At 68.3% G+C, this 15,634-nt stretch carries 12 protein-coding genes; 3 read left to right on the forward strand and 9 right to left on the reverse strand.

The window, feature by feature from the left end:
- Positions 1-52 precede the first annotated feature (52 nt).
- The 3 genes from ACFWDI_RS02460 to ACFWDI_RS02470 are packed head-to-tail and all read left to right on the forward strand — an operon-like array spanning position 53 to position 3,646.
- On the forward strand, positions 53-1,300 hold the full coding sequence (locus ACFWDI_RS02460) for a hypothetical protein (RefSeq protein WP_385300862.1): 1,248 nt from the start codon (positions 53-55) through the stop codon (positions 1,298-1,300).
- The gene (locus tag ACFWDI_RS02465) at positions 1,297-2,889 is read left to right on the forward strand and encodes a substrate-binding domain-containing protein (protein WP_385300863.1); all 1,593 of its coding nucleotides are present in this window, start codon (positions 1,297-1,299) and stop codon (positions 2,887-2,889) included. Before ACFWDI_RS02460 ends, ACFWDI_RS02465 begins: the two co-directional genes overlap by 4 nt.
- Positions 2,873-3,646: a hypothetical protein gene (locus tag ACFWDI_RS02470; protein ID WP_385300864.1), complete on the forward strand. Its 774-nt coding sequence runs from the start codon at positions 2,873-2,875 to the stop codon at positions 3,644-3,646. Before ACFWDI_RS02465 ends, ACFWDI_RS02470 begins: the two co-directional genes overlap by 17 nt.
- 81 nt (positions 3,647-3,727) lie before the next feature.
- Here ACFWDI_RS02470 and ACFWDI_RS02475 read toward each other — a convergent pair whose 3' ends face one another.
- The 9 genes from ACFWDI_RS02475 to ACFWDI_RS02515 all read right to left on the reverse strand — a co-directional run bounded on the left by ACFWDI_RS02475 (position 3,728) and on the right by ACFWDI_RS02515 (position 15,541).
- Complete coding sequence (locus ACFWDI_RS02475; RefSeq protein ID WP_385300866.1) at positions 3,728-5,560, reverse strand: glycoside hydrolase family 15 protein; 1,833 nt, start codon at positions 5,558-5,560, stop codon at positions 3,728-3,730.
- A 145-nt stretch (positions 5,561-5,705) separates the two neighbouring features.
- Entirely contained in the window at positions 5,706-6,098 is a 393-nt protein-coding gene (locus ACFWDI_RS02480; RefSeq protein WP_362692303.1) for a hypothetical protein, read from the reverse strand.
- 652 nt (positions 6,099-6,750) lie between these two features.
- Positions 6,751-7,674 carry a MurR/RpiR family transcriptional regulator gene (locus ACFWDI_RS02485; protein ID WP_385300867.1) on the reverse strand — a complete coding sequence of 308 codons (924 nt, stop codon included), beginning with the start codon at positions 7,672-7,674 and terminating at the stop codon, positions 6,751-6,753.
- A gap of 172 nt (positions 7,675-7,846) precedes the next feature.
- Positions 7,847-8,572, reverse strand: coding sequence for a YoaK family protein (locus ACFWDI_RS02490; protein WP_385300868.1), 726 nt, complete (start codon positions 8,570-8,572; stop codon positions 7,847-7,849).
- A gap of 161 nt (positions 8,573-8,733) precedes the next feature.
- Positions 8,734-9,672 (reverse strand): carbohydrate ABC transporter permease, encoded by a 939-nt coding sequence (locus ACFWDI_RS02495; protein ID WP_385300870.1) that lies wholly within the window; start codon positions 9,670-9,672, stop codon positions 8,734-8,736.
- Positions 9,669-11,012 carry a carbohydrate ABC transporter permease gene (locus ACFWDI_RS02500; RefSeq protein WP_385300871.1) on the reverse strand — a complete coding sequence of 448 codons (1,344 nt, stop codon included), beginning with the start codon at positions 11,010-11,012 and terminating at the stop codon, positions 9,669-9,671. Before ACFWDI_RS02500 ends, ACFWDI_RS02495 begins: the two co-directional genes overlap by 4 nt.
- An 11-nt stretch (positions 11,013-11,023) precedes the next feature.
- Positions 11,024-12,352, reverse strand: a complete 1,329-nt coding sequence (locus ACFWDI_RS02505) for an ABC transporter substrate-binding protein (protein WP_385300873.1) — start codon at positions 12,350-12,352, stop codon at positions 11,024-11,026.
- Positions 12,353-12,389: 37 nt separating this feature from the next.
- Positions 12,390-14,069 (reverse strand): glycoside hydrolase family 13 protein, encoded by a 1,680-nt coding sequence (locus ACFWDI_RS02510; protein ID WP_385300874.1) that lies wholly within the window; start codon positions 14,067-14,069, stop codon positions 12,390-12,392.
- Between the two features lie 200 nt (positions 14,070-14,269).
- A complete protein-coding gene (locus ACFWDI_RS02515; RefSeq protein ID WP_385300876.1) occupies positions 14,270-15,541 on the reverse strand; it encodes an ABC transporter substrate-binding protein in 1,272 nt (423 codons plus the stop codon).
- Between the last annotated feature and the right edge of the window lie 93 nt (positions 15,542-15,634).

The following is a 15,634-nucleotide window of genomic DNA, read 5'->3' on the forward strand; positions in this document are numbered from 1 at the left end:
TTGGGGAAAGCTGTTCCCTGAGCTGAGACGCGGGACATCGGGGGAGGCGTCCGTGGTCATCGGGGAGAGACCTGTCGTCGAGGAACCACGCCTGGCCATACGGCGTCAGTCGTCCTCCTTATGGTCACGGCGCAGCTTCCTGGTCGCCTTCCTGCCCGTACTGGCCGCCGTCCTCACAGGTGTGACCGTGCTGGCCGTCTCGGGAAACATCCTGCTGCCCTTCGAGCGAGTCGTCACGCTGGAGGGCAAAATGGCCTCCAAGCGGGACTTCTTCGAGGACGAAGAGGTTCAGCGGCTTCTGATGAAGCATCACATACGGGTCCACATCACCAGTTCGGGCTCCCGTGACGTGGCCATCGGGGACATCTCCTCGTACGACTTCGTCTTTCCTTCGGGGCAGCCCGCCGGGGACCTGATCACCAGTCAGCGTGCGGCGAAGAACCAGTACGTCAAGGTGCACCGACCGTTCGTCAGCCCGATCGTGCTCGCCACCTATCGCGAGTACGCCGAGACTCTGCAGGACGAGGGAATCGCCACCGCGCAACGCTCCTCCGTGCAGAACCAGCCGCTCTACTACGTGCTGGACATGGGGAAATTCCTGGAGAGCATCCACCAGGAGACCCGGTGGGAAGAGATCGGGATCCAGAACCACGGGATCACCAACGCGAACAGGATCGTCGCCCAGAGTCCCGACGTCTGTGGGTCCAACTCCGCCGGAACCTACCTGGCGTTGGTGGCCTTCACCAGGCACGGCAAGGGCGACGAAGTACCCGACTCCGATCAGGAGGCGGACGACCGCGCCCGGGAGATCAAACCCCTCCTGGAGCAGGGCCTGCCGGCCGCCGACGTGTTCCGGACGTACATTTCCCCGGAAGGAAAAGGAATAGCCCCCGTGGTGGTGGCGTACGAGCACCAGTACCTCAGCTACCAGGTGCAGTACCGGGCCGAGTCGAAGAAACTGGACTCCGAGCGGGTGCTTCTCTACCCGGCCGGCCAGTTCGTGACCCAGCCCCAGTTCATCGCACTCAACCGGGACGGCGACCGGCTCGGTGAACTCATCACCCATGACCCCGAATTGCGGCAACGGGCAATGGAGCTGGGCTTCCGGATCCTCGACCCGACGGGGAAGGTCGCGGGTGACCAGCTGGCCCGGTTCCTGCAGCAGCGCCAAATCCCCGTCCCGTCGATGGCGGGCGACAACACCAGGTCATCGATGCCCAGGCTCCGGTTCCTGGAAAGAATGATCTCCATCGTGGGTGACTGCCCGGCTGCCGAGACCTCGGCCGGGCGGCCCGAATGAGGGCGCGGCGCCGTCTGACGCGCTTCATCGCCCTGTGTACGGCGGGGCTGTGGCTCGGCGCTGCCACGGCCTGCTCCACGGGCGATCCCGAGCCGGTCACCTTGCGGGTGCTGGCCAGTTCGGAGCTCGCGGATATGCGGCCCCTGCTCGACGACCTCCGCCGGGACACCGGGATCACGCTGGAGATGGACTACCGGGGCACCGTGGACGCCAGCAACGCACTCGCCCCGGGCGACTACCGCCACGATCTCGCCTGGCTCTCGTCCGACCGCTACTTCCAGCTCAAGCTGAAGGAGGCCGGAAACAACGCCGAGAAGCCCCTGGCCACCAGCATCATGCGCTCGCCCGTCGTCATCGGTATGAAGCCCGGCACGGCGGAGCAGCTGCGCCGCAGGACGCCCGACCGGCAGATCTCCTGGGCCGATGTCGCCGACGCCGCGGCGGACGGGTCCCTGAGCTTCGGCATGGCCGACCCGCGGCACACCAACAGCGGCCTCGCCGCACTTGTCGGAGTCGCGACCGCCGCCGCGGGTACGGGCAGTGCACTGCGTCCGGCGGATGTCTCCTGCGACCGGCTGCGCGGCTTTTTCAGCGGACACGAACTCACCGAGGACTCCTCCGGCCGCCTGGCGGACGGTTTCGTACGCCGGCAGAACGACCTGGACGCCCTCATCACCTACGAGTCCGAGCTGCTCACTCTCAACAGCAGCGGGAGGCTCCGCAAGACGCTGGAGATCGTCTATCCCAAGGACGGCATGGTGCTGTCCGACTACCCCCTGCTGCTGCTCGACCCCGCCAAGCGCGTTGCGTACGACAGACTGGCGAGCTGGCTGAAGAGCAAACCGGCACAGAAGAAGATCATGGAACGCACGCTGCGCCGGCCGATCGATCCCGCTGTGCCGCGAGACCCCCGTCTGCGCGAACCCGTCGGCAATGCCCTGTACTTCCCGGACCGGCAGGAGGTCGTCGACCGTCTCCTCGCGGACTACGGCGATCCACAGCGCGACAAGCCTGCGCGGATGGTCTTTCTGCTCGACTTCTCCGGGTCGATGCGGGGCGAGCGCATCGCGAGGCTGCGCGCCACCTTCGACGGGCTCAGCGGTGCTGACGACTCGCGCTCCGGAAAGTTCGTCCGGTTCCACCGGGGCGAGTCGCTCACCGTGGTGCGGTTCGGCGGCCGCGTACTCGACGAGCGGAGTGTGACCTACGACGGGCAGCGGGACCTGGACCGCCTTCGCGGATTTGTGGCGTCCGACGACTTCGATACGAGCACCGCCATCTGGTCCACCCTCGACCACGCCTACCGGGAGGTGTCCACCACCGTGCGCGACCACCCGGGGCAGGCTGTCTCCCTCGTTCTCATGACGGACGGTGAGAACAACGCCGGGATGGATCTCGACGCCTTCATCAGCCGGTACGCAGCGCAGCCGCGCGCGGCCCACGCGGTGCGCACCTACACCATTCGCTACGGCGAGGCCGACACCGAGGAACTCGATCGAGCGGCACGGGCGACCGGCGGACGAATGGTCGACGCCACCGCCCAGTCGCTCCTCAGCGCTTTCAAGGAGATCCGTGGGTGTGTTCAGTGAGGCGTGGTGGGGAGTCTGGTGGCCCTGGTTGCTCGCATGGCTGCTGACCGCGGCCGGCGTTGTGACGCTGTTCGTCCTGTCGCTCTCCTGGTTCACCCGCGGCAGGCGGACCGACGGTCAGAACCTCACCTTCAGCATCTGCTTCTACCTGCACGACAAAACCGTCATGGACCACTACCAGATGCGGCGCTACGAGGCAGCTCTGCGGAAAGAGGTGGAGCAGCGGACCACAGCCACCAAGGACGGGAATGTCCGCGCCACGGTCTTCGGGGTGGGTGCCGGCGCGGGCAGGCGCGACAACCGTGAGATTGTCGCCAAGTTCCTCGAGGTGGCCGAGCCCATTTCGGTCATCGGCATCATCATGGACGTGCTCGAGGAGAAGGACGTCATCGTGCACGTCGACCTCGTCAACCAGACCGTCAGACGGAATACGGCACTTGCCAAGGGGCTGGCGACCCTGCACGGTTCCGGGACCTCGCATCAGTCCGTACGCCTGCGTGACATCGAGGACTTCGTGCTGATCAGAGGCCGGTTCCGGAAGATCAGCGAAACGGCGGAGTCCACGGTCTTTCTGGCGCCCTACGGGGACCCGGACGATCCCGCGCAGGGTCCTCGCGTCCGTGTCACCTGTGCGACGGAGGGACTGCGCAACGAGGTCCCGCAGGGCACCTTCTCGGCACGATGTCTCGGCAAGGTCCAGGACTGGAACGCCGACGACGCGGTCCTGGAGGTCCAGGCGATGGCGATCTTCCGGTAGCGGGCGCTCAGCCGGCGTCCGGGAGCATGCGTCACCTCGCGATGCGCGTCCGGACCGTGCGATGCGCGTCCAGCGCGTCGGCTATGGCCCCAGACTTTCGGCCTTGTCGAGTTCCACGTCCAGTGCCACGGCTGCTGTGATGAGGGACAGATGGGTGAACGCCTGTGGAAAGTTGCCCAGTTGCTCTCCCGTCGGGCCGATCTCCTCGGCGAAGAGGCCGACATGGTTGGCGTAGGTGAGCATCTTCTCGAAGGCATAGCGTGCCTCTTCGACCCGCCCCGCGCGGGCGAGCGCCTGCACGTAGTGGAAGGTGCACAGCGTGAATGTTCCCTCGGAGCCCCTGAGCCCGTCGGGAGAGGCGGACGGGTTGTAGCGGTAGACGAGGCTGTCGGAGACCAGCTCGCGCTCCATCGCGTCGAGAGTGGCGAGCCAGCGCGGGTCCTTGGGCGCGATGAACCCGACGAGCGGCATGAGCAGCAGTGAGGCGTCCAGGACGTCGGTGTCGTAGTGCTGGACGAAGGCCTGGCGCTGCTCGCTCCAGCCGCGCTCCATCACCTGCATAAAGATCGCGTCGCGGGTGGCGGTCCAGCGCTCCAGGTCGGCGGGTCGGGCGTTGTCGCGCGCGATACGGATGCCGCGGTCGAAGGCCACCCAGGACATCAGCCGACTGTAGGTGAAGTCGTGGCGGCCGCCGCGGGTCTCCCAGATGCCCTCGTCGGGCCGGTCCCAGTTGTCGGCGAGCCAGTCCAGGACACCCGCGAGAGCCAGCCAGCCCTGGTAGCCGGCGGTCTCCGCGATGGCTCCCAACTCCAGCATGGCGAACGCAGCCTCGCCGTAGATGTCCAACTGGAGCTGGTCGGCCGCTCCGTTCCCGATACGTACCGGGAACGATCCGAGATAGCCCTCCAGGTGGTCGAGCAGCTCCTCGCTCAGGTGCGGGTCGCCGTCCACCCGGTACATGATCTGCAGCGGCTCGCCGGAGACGGTCGCGCCCGCGGCCACCCGCTGGCCGAGCCATCGGCGGAAGGCGTCCGCCTCCTCGGTGAAACCCAGATCGATCAGCGATCGTACGGACAGCGAGGCGTCCCGGATCCAGGTGTACCGGTAGTCCCAGTTGCGTTCGCCGCCCACCTGCTCGGGCAGTCCCGCGGTCGCGGCGGCGATCGGGGCGCCCGTGGGCGCGTATGTGAGCAGCTTGAGGGTGATGGCCGAGCGGTTCACGGTCTGCCGCCAGCGGCCGCGGTACTGGGACGTCCGCAGCCACCTGTGCCAGTACTGTACGGTCGCCCGCCAAGTGGCCCATGCCATGTCGGCGTTGAGAGGCTCCGGCGGCGCGTCTCCGCCGGCGCAGGTGGTCAGTACGACGACGGCGAGTTCACCGGCCTGCAGTGTGACGACGCCCTGGACGTCGCGTTCGTTGTCGGCGCTCAGCCGTGCGGTGCTCTGGAGGTGTACATCGATGCCGGGGCCGGTGAAGACAGCGTCGCCCGCCTCGTTCAGGCTCAGTGTGTGCTTGGCACGGCCGTAGTCGAAGCGAGGTCTGCACTCCACGGTGAACGTCATGCTGCCGCGCACGACGCGCATCGCTCGGAAGATCCGGTGGCGGTCCGTGGGTGTTTCCGGGGTGTCCACCGGCATGAAGTCCAGGACCTCGCCCACCCCGTCGGTGGTGAGGTAACGGGTGACCAGGACTGCGGTGTCGGGGAGGTAGAGCTGGGTGATCCTGGCATCCGGGTGGTCGGCTGCGATCCGGAAACTGCCGCCACGGTCCTGGTCGAGCAGAGAGGCGAAGATGCTGGGCGAGTCGAATCGCGGCGCGCAGAACCAGTCGATCGCTCCGTCGGACGCCACCAGAGCGGCGGTCTGCAGGTCACCGATCATCCCGTGGTCGGCGATGGGCGGGTACTGGCGCATCCAGGGGTCCCCTCGTCAGGAGCCGGTGACCCCCGTCGGTGGACCCGCCGGTGGCGAACTCCATCGTGCGATGCCCAGGCCGGGCCCGCACGTCAGGCGTTCGCGTTCCGGTGTCCGCTCGACCGGTTGGCCGGCCGGGACGCCCCTAGACGTGCGACCGCCTGCGGTGCGCATCGGTACCCGCGAGGAGTGCCTCGGTGATCAGCCGGACGCCGCGGGCCAGACGGTTCAGCTGCTCCAGCTCGATGGCGTACAGCCTGATGGTGCTCTCGATGATGACCTCGGACACTCCCAGGGTGGGCAGTTCCGCCCGGCAGGTCTGCAGTGCGACCCGCACGGCTCGTATCTCGTGCTGCACCTGGAGGTGCGCATGGCGGGCGAGCAGGATGTGGTGGCGGGTGAGCGTCGAGTAGCCCGCATAGCGGGCCGGCAGGAGGTCTCGCAGCCACCGGGCCGCCGTGCGCTCCCAATCGTGGCTACCGGGGGCCTTGACCTGACAAGGCCAGTCGGAGTCGATCGGTGAGAAGGTCTGGGACATCGTCGTCGCTTCCGGATGTGAGGCGGATGGGCTCTGATCGCGGGGGTGGTCGCGGAGGTTGGTGGCGGCCCCGGCCCAGGGGTTGACCGGGGCCGCCAAGGGCATCCGCGCGAAAAAGGCGCAGCGCCCGGGTTGAACACCATGGGCCGACGCGAGGAGGAGGGGCGTCGTCCCTGGGTGTTCGGTCACGTGGCCCGTAGGGGCTCGATGCGGTACACCGCGCGTACCTGAGTGGCATTCACTGTCGTGGTGCTGTCCACCGACTGCGCGAGTCGGCAGGCGATGCCGAGTCCGCGTCCGCTTACCTTCACGGGAGACCCGAGAACCGACCGTCGTACCGGCCCCAGCTGCTTCCTGCGGGCTGCGCCGCGTGCGGCGGGGCGAGGCGTGAGGTGCATGGTGCGGACCGCCGGCTTTCCTTCGGTGAGGGCTGAGGTCTGGCTCGCGACTTCGGGGCACCCGGGGGTCGCAGATGCAGTAAATATATATACCGTCGAGTAAGCAAGGGTATGAAAAAATTCATGCACAAAATGTGATGACTGATCCATGAATCAGTCTTCGGTGGAGCGCGAATCGGCAGGCAGGGCGGCCCGTCGCCGAGGTCGACGTAAGCGGGTGCCGGCTCGCGTCGGTCCGTGAGGAGGAAACGGCTTCAGTCCTCGAGGAAGAAGTCGTGCTGTTCCGCGGCATGCTCGTAGCCCTCCAGTCGCACCTGCGTGCGCTCGGGATCGGCATCGGCCATGGCTTGGAGGACGGCGGCGGACATGACCACCGGCGCCGCGTAGGAGTCGAAAACGAGACGTGATCCGGTGCCGGCGGTGAGCACCACATCGGCTTCGTCCACGAGCGGCCCGAGGGTCAGGTCGGTGATCAGCGCGACATGCAGCCCCGTCCTACGGGCGGCCCGCATCGCTGCCAGGGTCTCGTTGGCGTGCCTGGGCATCGCGAACGCCAGCATCCAGGTCCCGCCTGCCTCCCGCGACTGGAGCAGCGCGTCGTAGGCGACGCTGCCGCCGCGGGTCACCAGGCGCACGTCGGGATGGATCCGTCTGGCGGCATAGGCGAAGTATTCCGCCAGCGACACGGAGATCCGCAGGCCCAGAACGGTCAGGGGCGTCGAAAGGGCGAGTTCGCGGCCGATCTCGAGCACCTGGTTGGGGTCGGCCAGAACACGGCGCAAACTCTCCAGGTTCTCGATCTCGGCGTCGACGGCTGCCTGCAGCTCATTGCGGCGGATCTCTTCCCGCGTATCGGGGGACTGGGTGCCCGCGCTGAGCGCGATCGGCTGGAGGGCCTCTCGGAGCGCGGGAAATCCGCTGAAACCCAAGGAGGAGGCGAAGCGGGTCACCGACGGCTGGCTCACACCCACGCGTTCCGCGAGATCCGTGATCGACAGGAACGCGGCCTCGGTGAGGTGGTCGACCATGTACTGGGCGATGCGTCGCTGCGCGGGAGACAGCCGGTGGCCGCCGAACAGTGCGAGAACCCTGTCCGTGGGAGCTGCTTCCACGTCCGGAGACTGCTTTCCCGGCGTGATCGCAGACGCCTGTGCGCGTGCCTGCTGCCCTGATGGCACCGGTGTGCCTCCTTGTCGTCCCACTCGTGCAACATAGCTCACGCACCGTGGCCGCACGGTGGAACTGTTGCGTGGAACAAGGCGGAACGAGGCGGAACGAGGCGGAGCGTGGCGGCTCGCGCGCGGGATCGTCCGATCGCGTACCGCGTCGGTGGAGAGCGGGAAGCAGGGGTCACATCGTCGGCGGAGGACGGTGCCGTGAGGTGGTGGCGACGGCGGCCGCGACGGCGAGGACGACGGCGGCCACGAGGAGCAAAACTCCCGTCGGTGACCAGTGCAGGTGGAGCAGCCATGCGCCGAGGATGCCGCCCGTGAACATCGCGAGGACGGCGACGCCCCTGCGGGCCGAGGCGCCGCTGCCGTAGCCCAGCGCTGTGTCGTGCCCGAGAGACGAACCGCTGACCAGTGCGGTGATGGTCCGCGTGACCAGGGTCGTGGGCAGGTCCGGCACATGAGCGCGCATCGCGGTCACATTGCGCATGCCCATGGCGAGCGCCACCAAGGCGACCACCGCGATGTGGCGGGCGGACGGCGCACCGTCCGCCCGTACGAGCCCCCAAGCCGTGAACGCCGCCACAGCGAGCAGCGCCGACTCCATGATCAGCGCGAGAACGAGCCACCGGCGCTTGCGGGCTTCCATCGCCGACTCCAGCCGGGCGCCGAGGAGGGCTCCGGCGGCGAACGACCCGAGCGACACGGACGTCGCCACTGCGGACGCGCTGCCCTCGCCCACGAGCGCGAATCCGAAGAAAAGCACATTGCCGGTCTGCATGGCGGTGAACACGGACCCCAGAGCGAGCAGGCTCACGGCTTCGACCATGCCCGTTGTCAGCGTCAGCGCCTCCATCAGTGATGTGAGGGGTGTGGACGTGAGGTCGGGCCCGGGCTTCGTCTCCAAGCCGGCTCCTCGGCTGCGGCGGCGGTGTCCGGCAAGTGTGCGTACCCGCCGGGCACCGCCCGCACCATTGCGCCAACCGTGGGCCGAACCCCGGCAGTGAAGCCGGGTTCAGGACCCGGCCTTCACGTCGGCTGTTCGCACGTCGGCCACTTGTACGCCGGCTATTTGACGGAGCCCGCCATCACTCCCTGGACGAAGTGCCGCTGGAAGGCGAAGAAGACGACCAGCGGCACCACCAGCGAGAGGAAAGCGCCCGGCGCCAGGACCTCGATATTGCTGCCGAACTGCCGCATCTCGGACTGGAGGGCGACCGTGAGCGGCTGGGACTCGCTGTCCGCGAAGAGCAGTGCGACCAGCATGTCGTTCCAGACCCAGAGGAACTGGAAGATGGCCAGGCTGGCCAGCGCCGGCCGTCCGAGTGGAAGGATCAGCCGGGAGAAGATCCGCCACTCGCTGCCGCCGTCCATCCGCGCGGCCTCCAGCATTTCGCGCGGGATCTCGGCGAAGTAGTTACGGAGCAGGAAGATCGCGAAGGGCAGTCCGTACGCGACATGGAAGAGGATCACACCCGGAATCGTGCCGAACAGTCCGACGGCGCCGAACAGTTTGGCCACCGGCAGCAGCCCGATCTGGACGGGCACCACGAGGAGGCCCACCACCACCAGGAAGATCGCATCGCGGCCCGGGAACTCCAGCCAGGCGAAGGCGTATCCGGCCAGCGCCGCGATTCCGACGACCAGGGCGGTGGCCGGCACCGAGATCAGCACGGTGTTCCAGAAGGCCTGCGTGATACCGGAGTTCTCGAACAGAGCGGTGTAGTTGTCGAGGGACAGCTGCCCGGTATCGGTCAGCGCCGTCCACCAGCCCTCGGTCGCGTTGTCCTGCTCGGAGCGCATCGAGGAGAGGAACAGCCCGGCCAGCGGGGTGATCCAGACAAGTGCGACCACGATCAGGACGGCCTGGACCAGTCCGTTGCCGAACCAGGTGCTCAGCCGGCTCAGCGGACGCGGGCGCGGGCGTCGCGGCAGAGTGGCGAGGTGGGCGGAGGTCGCGGCCGTTCGCGGGGACGAATTGCGCTCGATGGTGCTGTGGCCGCTCATTTTCCGCTCCTTCGGAAGCGCCGGACATTGAAGATCATGGCGGGCACGACCAGAAGCAGCAGCAGCACGCTCAAGGCGCTGCCGAGTCCCTGGTTGTTACCGCCGCCGAAGGACACCAGCCACATCCGGGTCGCCAGCACATTGGCCTCTTCCTGGACCGGTCCCGGCGCGATGATGTAGACGAGGTCGAAGACCTTCATCACGTTGATCACCAGGGTCACGAAGACCACCGTCAGTACCGGAGTGAGCAGCGGCACCGTGATCTTCCGGAAAATCTGCCACTCGTTGGCGCCGTCCATCCGGGCCGCCTCCAGCGAGTCCCGGGGGAGAGCAGCGAGCCCTGCTGCGATCAGCACCATCGAGAATCCGGTCCAGATCCACAGATAGGCGCCGATGATGGCCGGGGTCACCAGCGCCGGGCCGAGCCAGGAAATGCCTTGGTAGGGTGCCGCGAAGTTCTCCGCCGGAAGCCGGACGGTGTACGAACCGGCTTCCAGGCCGCGGAAGTTGAACGAGCCGTCCGCAGCGGTGGTGGCCGTGGCCGCCACCTTTCCGTCCCGTACCGCCTCCACCGACATCCCCGGCAGGCCCTTCTCGGCCGGGTCGACCTTGCCCGGCGTACCGCCGCCGCCGGGGGTGAAGTCGAGGTAGACGACGCCGCTGACCTCGTCCGCGGCGGGCGCGGCGGATGACGCGGCATGTGCGGGCCGGGCCTCTGCCGGCATCTTGTCCGGTGCCACTCCGACGAAGCCGAGACTGATCGACTTCCCGGGCCTGACCGCGTCGGCCGTGCTGTACGTTCCGCCCGTGTCCCTGGTCAGGCCCTGGTTCTCGCGGGCCCTGGCGGTGGGGTAGGCGGAGCGGTCGTCGAAGGCGTCGTGTACGCCGACGGCCACGGCGTTGAGCACGCCCCGGTCCGGGTCCTCCTCGTAGACGAGCCGGAAGATGATGCCGGCGGCGAGGAACGACACGGCCATGGGCAGGAAGAGCACCAGCTTGAAGGCGGTGGCCCAGCGCACCTTCTCGGTGAGCACGGCGAGTACCAGGCCGAGACCGGTCAGCAGAACCGGAGCCACGACCACCCAGATGGTGCTGTTGCGGATCGCTTTGAGCGTCGCGGGGTCGCTGAATATCTCGGCGTAGTTGTCGCCGCCGACGAAGCGATCACCGCTCGCGTCGAAGAGGCTGCGGCCGGCGGAGAACAGCACCGGGTAGACGACCAGCGCGCCGAGCAGCAGCAGGGCGGGCAGGACGAACACCACAGCGATGTTCCGCTTGCTGCGCTGGGCACGCCGCCGCGGGGTGGCGGCGTGCCCGGATTTGGTGACAGTGACAGCCATGGAGTGCGACCTCAGTTCCGGTACGCCTTGGCGGCCGCGGCTTCGAGCTTGGCCGCGGTGCCCTTCGGGTCCGAGGGGTCGCGCAGGAAGTCCTGGAGGAGCTTCCACTCGCCCACACCCTTGGTTCCGCCGAACGCGGCCGGGGCCTGGTCGGACATGTCGAAGCGGACCGAGTCACCTGCCTCGACCAGTGACTTGGCCGTGGCACGGGTGGTGTCGTCCGCGTACGAGGCGGGCTTCACGTCCTTGTTGGGGGAGACGAAGCCGCCCGCACCGGCCCAGACCGCAGCCGCTTCCGGAGTGGCCATGAACTCCAGCAGCCGCTGCGCCCCCTTCTGGTTCTTGCCGTCCTTCAGCACCACGGCCGCGTCGCCGCCGCTCACCACCGGTGCCTTGCCGCTGTCGACCCCGGGGAACGGGAAGAACTTGGCGTCCTCGCCGAGCTTGCGGCCGAAGTTGTCCTTGGCCATACCGCCGACGAAGTCGCCCTCGTAGACCATGCCGGCCTTGGGCTCGGGTCCGAAGACCTGCTCGATCGAGCCCGGGAAGTCGGTGCGCAGCGCTCCTGCGGAGCCGCCCGCGACGAGCTGCTTGTCCTTGAAGACCTCGCCGAGGGTGGTGAGTGCCTTGACCACGCTGGCGTCGGTCCACGGCAGAGTGTGGGCGGCCAGCTGGTCGTACTTCGCAGGGCCCGCCTGCGAGAGGTAGATGTTCTCGAACCAGTCGGTGAGGGTCCAGCCGTCCTCACCGGCGACGGAGAAGCCCGGGAGTCCTGAGTCGGCGAGCGTACGGCCCGCCTTGAGCATGTCCGGGTAGCTCTTGGGCTCCGTGACTCCGGCCTGCTCGAACGCGCTCGGGCTGTACCAGACGGTCGACTTGTGGGCCGCCTTGAAGTAGAGGCCGTAGTAGGTCTTGTTGACGGTGCCGTAGTTCTTCCACACCTCGGCGAGGTTGGCGTCGGCGGTCGTCGCGGTCTTCTGCGACAGGGGTGCGAGCCAGCCCTCCTTGGCGAACTGCTGGAGTACGCCGACCTGAGGCACCATCGCCACGTCCGGGGCGTTGCCGCCCTCGATCTTGCTGCCGACGAAGGTGGAGACATTGTCACCCGTGGGCACGAAGACCGTCTTGGCGCCGGTCTGTTCGGTGAACGCGTCCAGCACCTTGCGGAAGTTCTTCTGCTCGCTGCCGGTCCAGACACCGGCCACGGTCACGGTCTGGCCGCTGAGCTCCTTGCCGCTCGCCGGGCCGGTCGAGCCGCCGCAGGCCGTCGCGCCGAGGGCGAGGGCGAGTGCCGTGGAGGCGGCCGCAGCTGTCCGCCGGTTCGTTGAGAGTCGTCGCATGGTGACAGTCCTTCCAAGAGGGTGGGGATCGGGGAGTTCAGGGGGTGGGGCAGTCGCCCGTCCACCACGCGGCGGTCGCTCCGGGGAGCACACCGTCCGCGCAGGGGCCGCTGGAGAGGAGAGGTGTACCGGCGACCGGCGCGGCGACGGGTTCGGTGCCGAAGTTGACCGCGCAGATCAGGCCGTCGCCCCGGACCATGGCGAGGACCTGCGGCGGCGACTCAAGCCAGCGCAGGCTGCCCTCGCCCAGCTGGGGAAGACTGCGGCGGAGCTGGAGCCCTTCGCGGTAGAGGTGCCAGAAGGAGCGGGTGTCGGCCAGCGCCCGGTCGGTGGCGTGTTCGGCGAACCACTCGGGCTGCGGCAGCCAGGGCCTGGCTCCGGCCGCGCCCTGGCTGAAGCCGAACGGGGAGGCGTGACCTGACCACGGCAGCGGTACCCGGCAGCCGTCCCTGATGCGCTTGCGGCTGCCCGTGCGGTGGAAGATCGGGTCGGTGAGCACATCGTCCGGCAGGTCCAGGACCTCCGGGAGGCCGAGCTCCTCGCCCTGATAGACGTACGCGGCACCGGGCAGCGCCAGCATCAGCAGTGCGGCGGCGCGGGCCCGTGCCGCACCCAGCCCACTGGCCTCCACGCCGGGCTCACCCGCGTAACGGGTGACCGTGCGGACCTGGTCGTGGTTGTTGAGCACCCAGGTGACGGTGGAGCCGGTTCCCGCGATGTCGCGTATCGCCTCCGTGATGGTGGTCCGGAAGGCGTCGGCATCCCAGGGGGCGCTGAGCAGATCGAAGAAAAAGGCCTGGTGCAGCTCGTCGGGCCGTACATACTCCGCGTGTTCGCGCGCGGTCGGTACGGAGACCTCGCCGACCAGTAGCCGCTCGTTGCCGTCCCGCGCCGTGTACTCCTCGCAGACCGAGCGCCAGCGCCGCCACACCTCGTGGACCTCGGGCTGGTTCCAGGCAAGCGGGTTCACCGAGTCCCGGGAGCGCTCGTCGGCGGCGGGGTCGGCCGAGTCGGGCAGCTCCGGGTGCTTGAAGAGGCCGGCGGCGACATCGATACGGAAGCCGTCCACGCCCCGGTCCAGCCAGAAGCGGAGCACCTGCTCGAAGGAGTCGCCGACCTCGGGGTTGCGCCAGTTCAGGTCGGGCTGCTGCGGAGTGAACAGGTGCAGATACCACTGCCCGGGGGTGCCGTCGGCTTCGGTGATCCGGTTCCAGGCGGGGCCGCCGAACATCGCCCGCCAGTTGTTGGGCGGCTCCGCGCCGTCCGGGCCGCGGCCGTCGGCGAAGTGGAACCGGGTGCGGGCGGCGCTGCCGGGACCGGCGGCGAGCGCCTCACCGAACCACGGGTGCTCGCTGGAGCAGTGGTTGGGGACGATGTCGAGCAGCAGCTTGAGCCCGAGTCGGCGGGCGTCGGCCATCAGCAGGTCGAATTCGGCCAGGTCGCCGTAGACGGGGTCGACATCGCGGTAGTCGGCGACGTCATAGCCGTGGTCGTGCTGGGGCGACGGATAGAACGGGCTGAGCCAGATGCCGTCGACACCGAGCTTCCTCAAGTACGGAAGCCCGGCCCGTACGCCGGCCAGGTCACCGATGCCGTCCCCGGTGCTGTCGAGGAAGCTGCGGACGTAGACCTGGTAGATCACCGCATCGCGCCACCAGGCGGGGGCGGTGGCGGTGCGGGAGGGCTGGCCGAGGGCGGCCGGAAGAGCTGTGAGCATCTCGCGTTGACCTGTTCCTGCTGGATGCGAGAGCGCCCCAGAGCGGGTGCGCTGTTATGCATGCATGTTAAGTAGCGGTGACGGGAAGGTGTCAACGATGCGGTGAAAATCTGCCGGATATGCCCGAGAATTTGGGGGTATACAAAAACCGGCCAGTACTTAACATGTAAGTAGTGACCGGTGTGAAGGAGTGCGCAGGTTCAGCCCTTGCGAGAGATCGATCCCAGCTCGCGGGACAGCCGGGCCACGGCCTGCTGCGGCGTCTGCCGCAGCGCCATGACGTCCTGTACGACGGCCTGCACGGCGAGACTCACCTGGTCGTACCGGGGGCTCTTGGGGCGCGGCTCGGCCGCCAGCACGCTCTGCCGAAGCGTCGGCAGATACGGGTAGGCCCGGATCAGAGCCGGGTCCTCGTACAACGAGGCGCGCACCGGCGGCAGCGAGCCCTTGGTGAGCACCTGCCGCTGGACGCGCTCGCTGGTGAGATAGGCGATCAGATCGGCGGCCGACTCCGGATGCCGGGAGTGGCTGCTGACCGCGAGATTGGAGCCGCCCAGCACACTGGTGCCCGGCCCGGACGGTCCCGGCAGCGGCACGGCGCCGAATTTGCCGGCCACCTTCGACCCCTTGGCGTTGGCCATCGCATACACATAGGGCCAGTTCCGCAGGAAGAGCAGCCGGCCGTCCTGGAACGCCTGCCGGGACTCCTCCTCCTTGTACCCGCGGGCCTTGGGGGAGATCCAGCCCTCCCGCACTCCGCCCGCCAGGAACTCGAGTCCGGCACGGGCCGCGGCCGAGTCCACGGTCACCAGCGCGCCGTCGTCCCGCAGGATCGAGCCGCCCGCCGAGTGCACGGCTTCGGTGGCGTTGACCGTCAGTCCTTCGTACGGCAGGAACTGACCGGCGTAGCCGTCCATGCCGTACCGGGGAGCGATCGTCCGGGCAAGCCGGGCCAGCTCCGCCCAGGTGCGCGGCGGCCGTTCGCCCGCCCGCTCCAGGATGTCCTTGCGGTAGTACAGCAAGCCGGCGTTGGTGACATACGGAACCGCATACAGGCGGCCGTCGAAGGTTGCGGTGTCCACCACGGGCGCCAGGAAGGTGTTCAGCGGGAACCGGCCCGGCCGCAGCGGCGAGATCATGCCGGCCGCCGCGAACTCGGAGGTCCAGGCCACATCGATGTTCAGTACATCGAACCGGTCGCTGCCGGACCGCAGTTCGCTGATCATCTGGGCCCGGGTCTCGTCCGCGGAGTCGGGCAGCTCGACGAGCGTGACCTTCTCCTTCGGACGGCTGCGATTCCAGTCGTCCAGCAGCGGACCGAGATAGTCGGTGAGATCGCCCGCGGTCACCAGCGTCATGGGGCCGCGGCCCTTGGGGTCGCCGGCACCGGGCTGGGTGGCGAAGCCCGCGTAACCCGCGAGCAGCACCGCGACAACCAGAAGCCCCCTACCCGCGGCGTGCATCCACCGCATAGGTTCCTCCCAGTGCACCGATCCGGCTGCGCCGCCGTCCCATGTGGCCTATGTATACCCGTTAGGCATGGGCGATACTAGATGCCCAGGCGG

Source organism: Streptomyces sp. NPDC060064, assembly GCF_042736455.1.
Classification (GTDB): Bacteria; Actinomycetota; Actinomycetes; order Streptomycetales; family Streptomycetaceae; genus Streptomyces.

Coding starts and splice junctions, on each gene's coding strand:
- ACFWDI_RS02495 (WP_385300870.1), bottom strand. CDS start 9,672: ATGAGCGGCCACAGCACCATCGAGCGCAATTCGTCCCCGCGAACGGCC.
- ACFWDI_RS02510 (WP_385300874.1), bottom strand. CDS start 14,069: ATGCTCACAGCTCTTCCGGCCGCCCTCGGCCAGCCCTCCCGCACCGCC.
- ACFWDI_RS02500 (WP_385300871.1), bottom strand. CDS start 11,012: ATGGCTGTCACTGTCACCAAATCCGGGCACGCCGCCACCCCGCGGCGG.
- ACFWDI_RS02505 (WP_385300873.1), bottom strand. CDS start 12,352: ATGCGACGACTCTCAACGAACCGGCGGACAGCTGCGGCCGCCTCCACG.
- ACFWDI_RS02465 (WP_385300863.1), top strand. CDS start 1,297: ATGAGGGCGCGGCGCCGTCTGACGCGCTTCATCGCCCTGTGTACGGCG.
- ACFWDI_RS02475 (WP_385300866.1), bottom strand. CDS start 5,560: ATGCGCCAGTACCCGCCCATCGCCGACCACGGGATGATCGGTGACCTG.
- ACFWDI_RS02515 (WP_385300876.1), bottom strand. CDS start 15,541: ATGCGGTGGATGCACGCCGCGGGTAGGGGGCTTCTGGTTGTCGCGGTG.
- ACFWDI_RS02480 (WP_362692303.1), bottom strand. CDS start 6,098: ATGTCCCAGACCTTCTCACCGATCGACTCCGACTGGCCTTGTCAGGTC.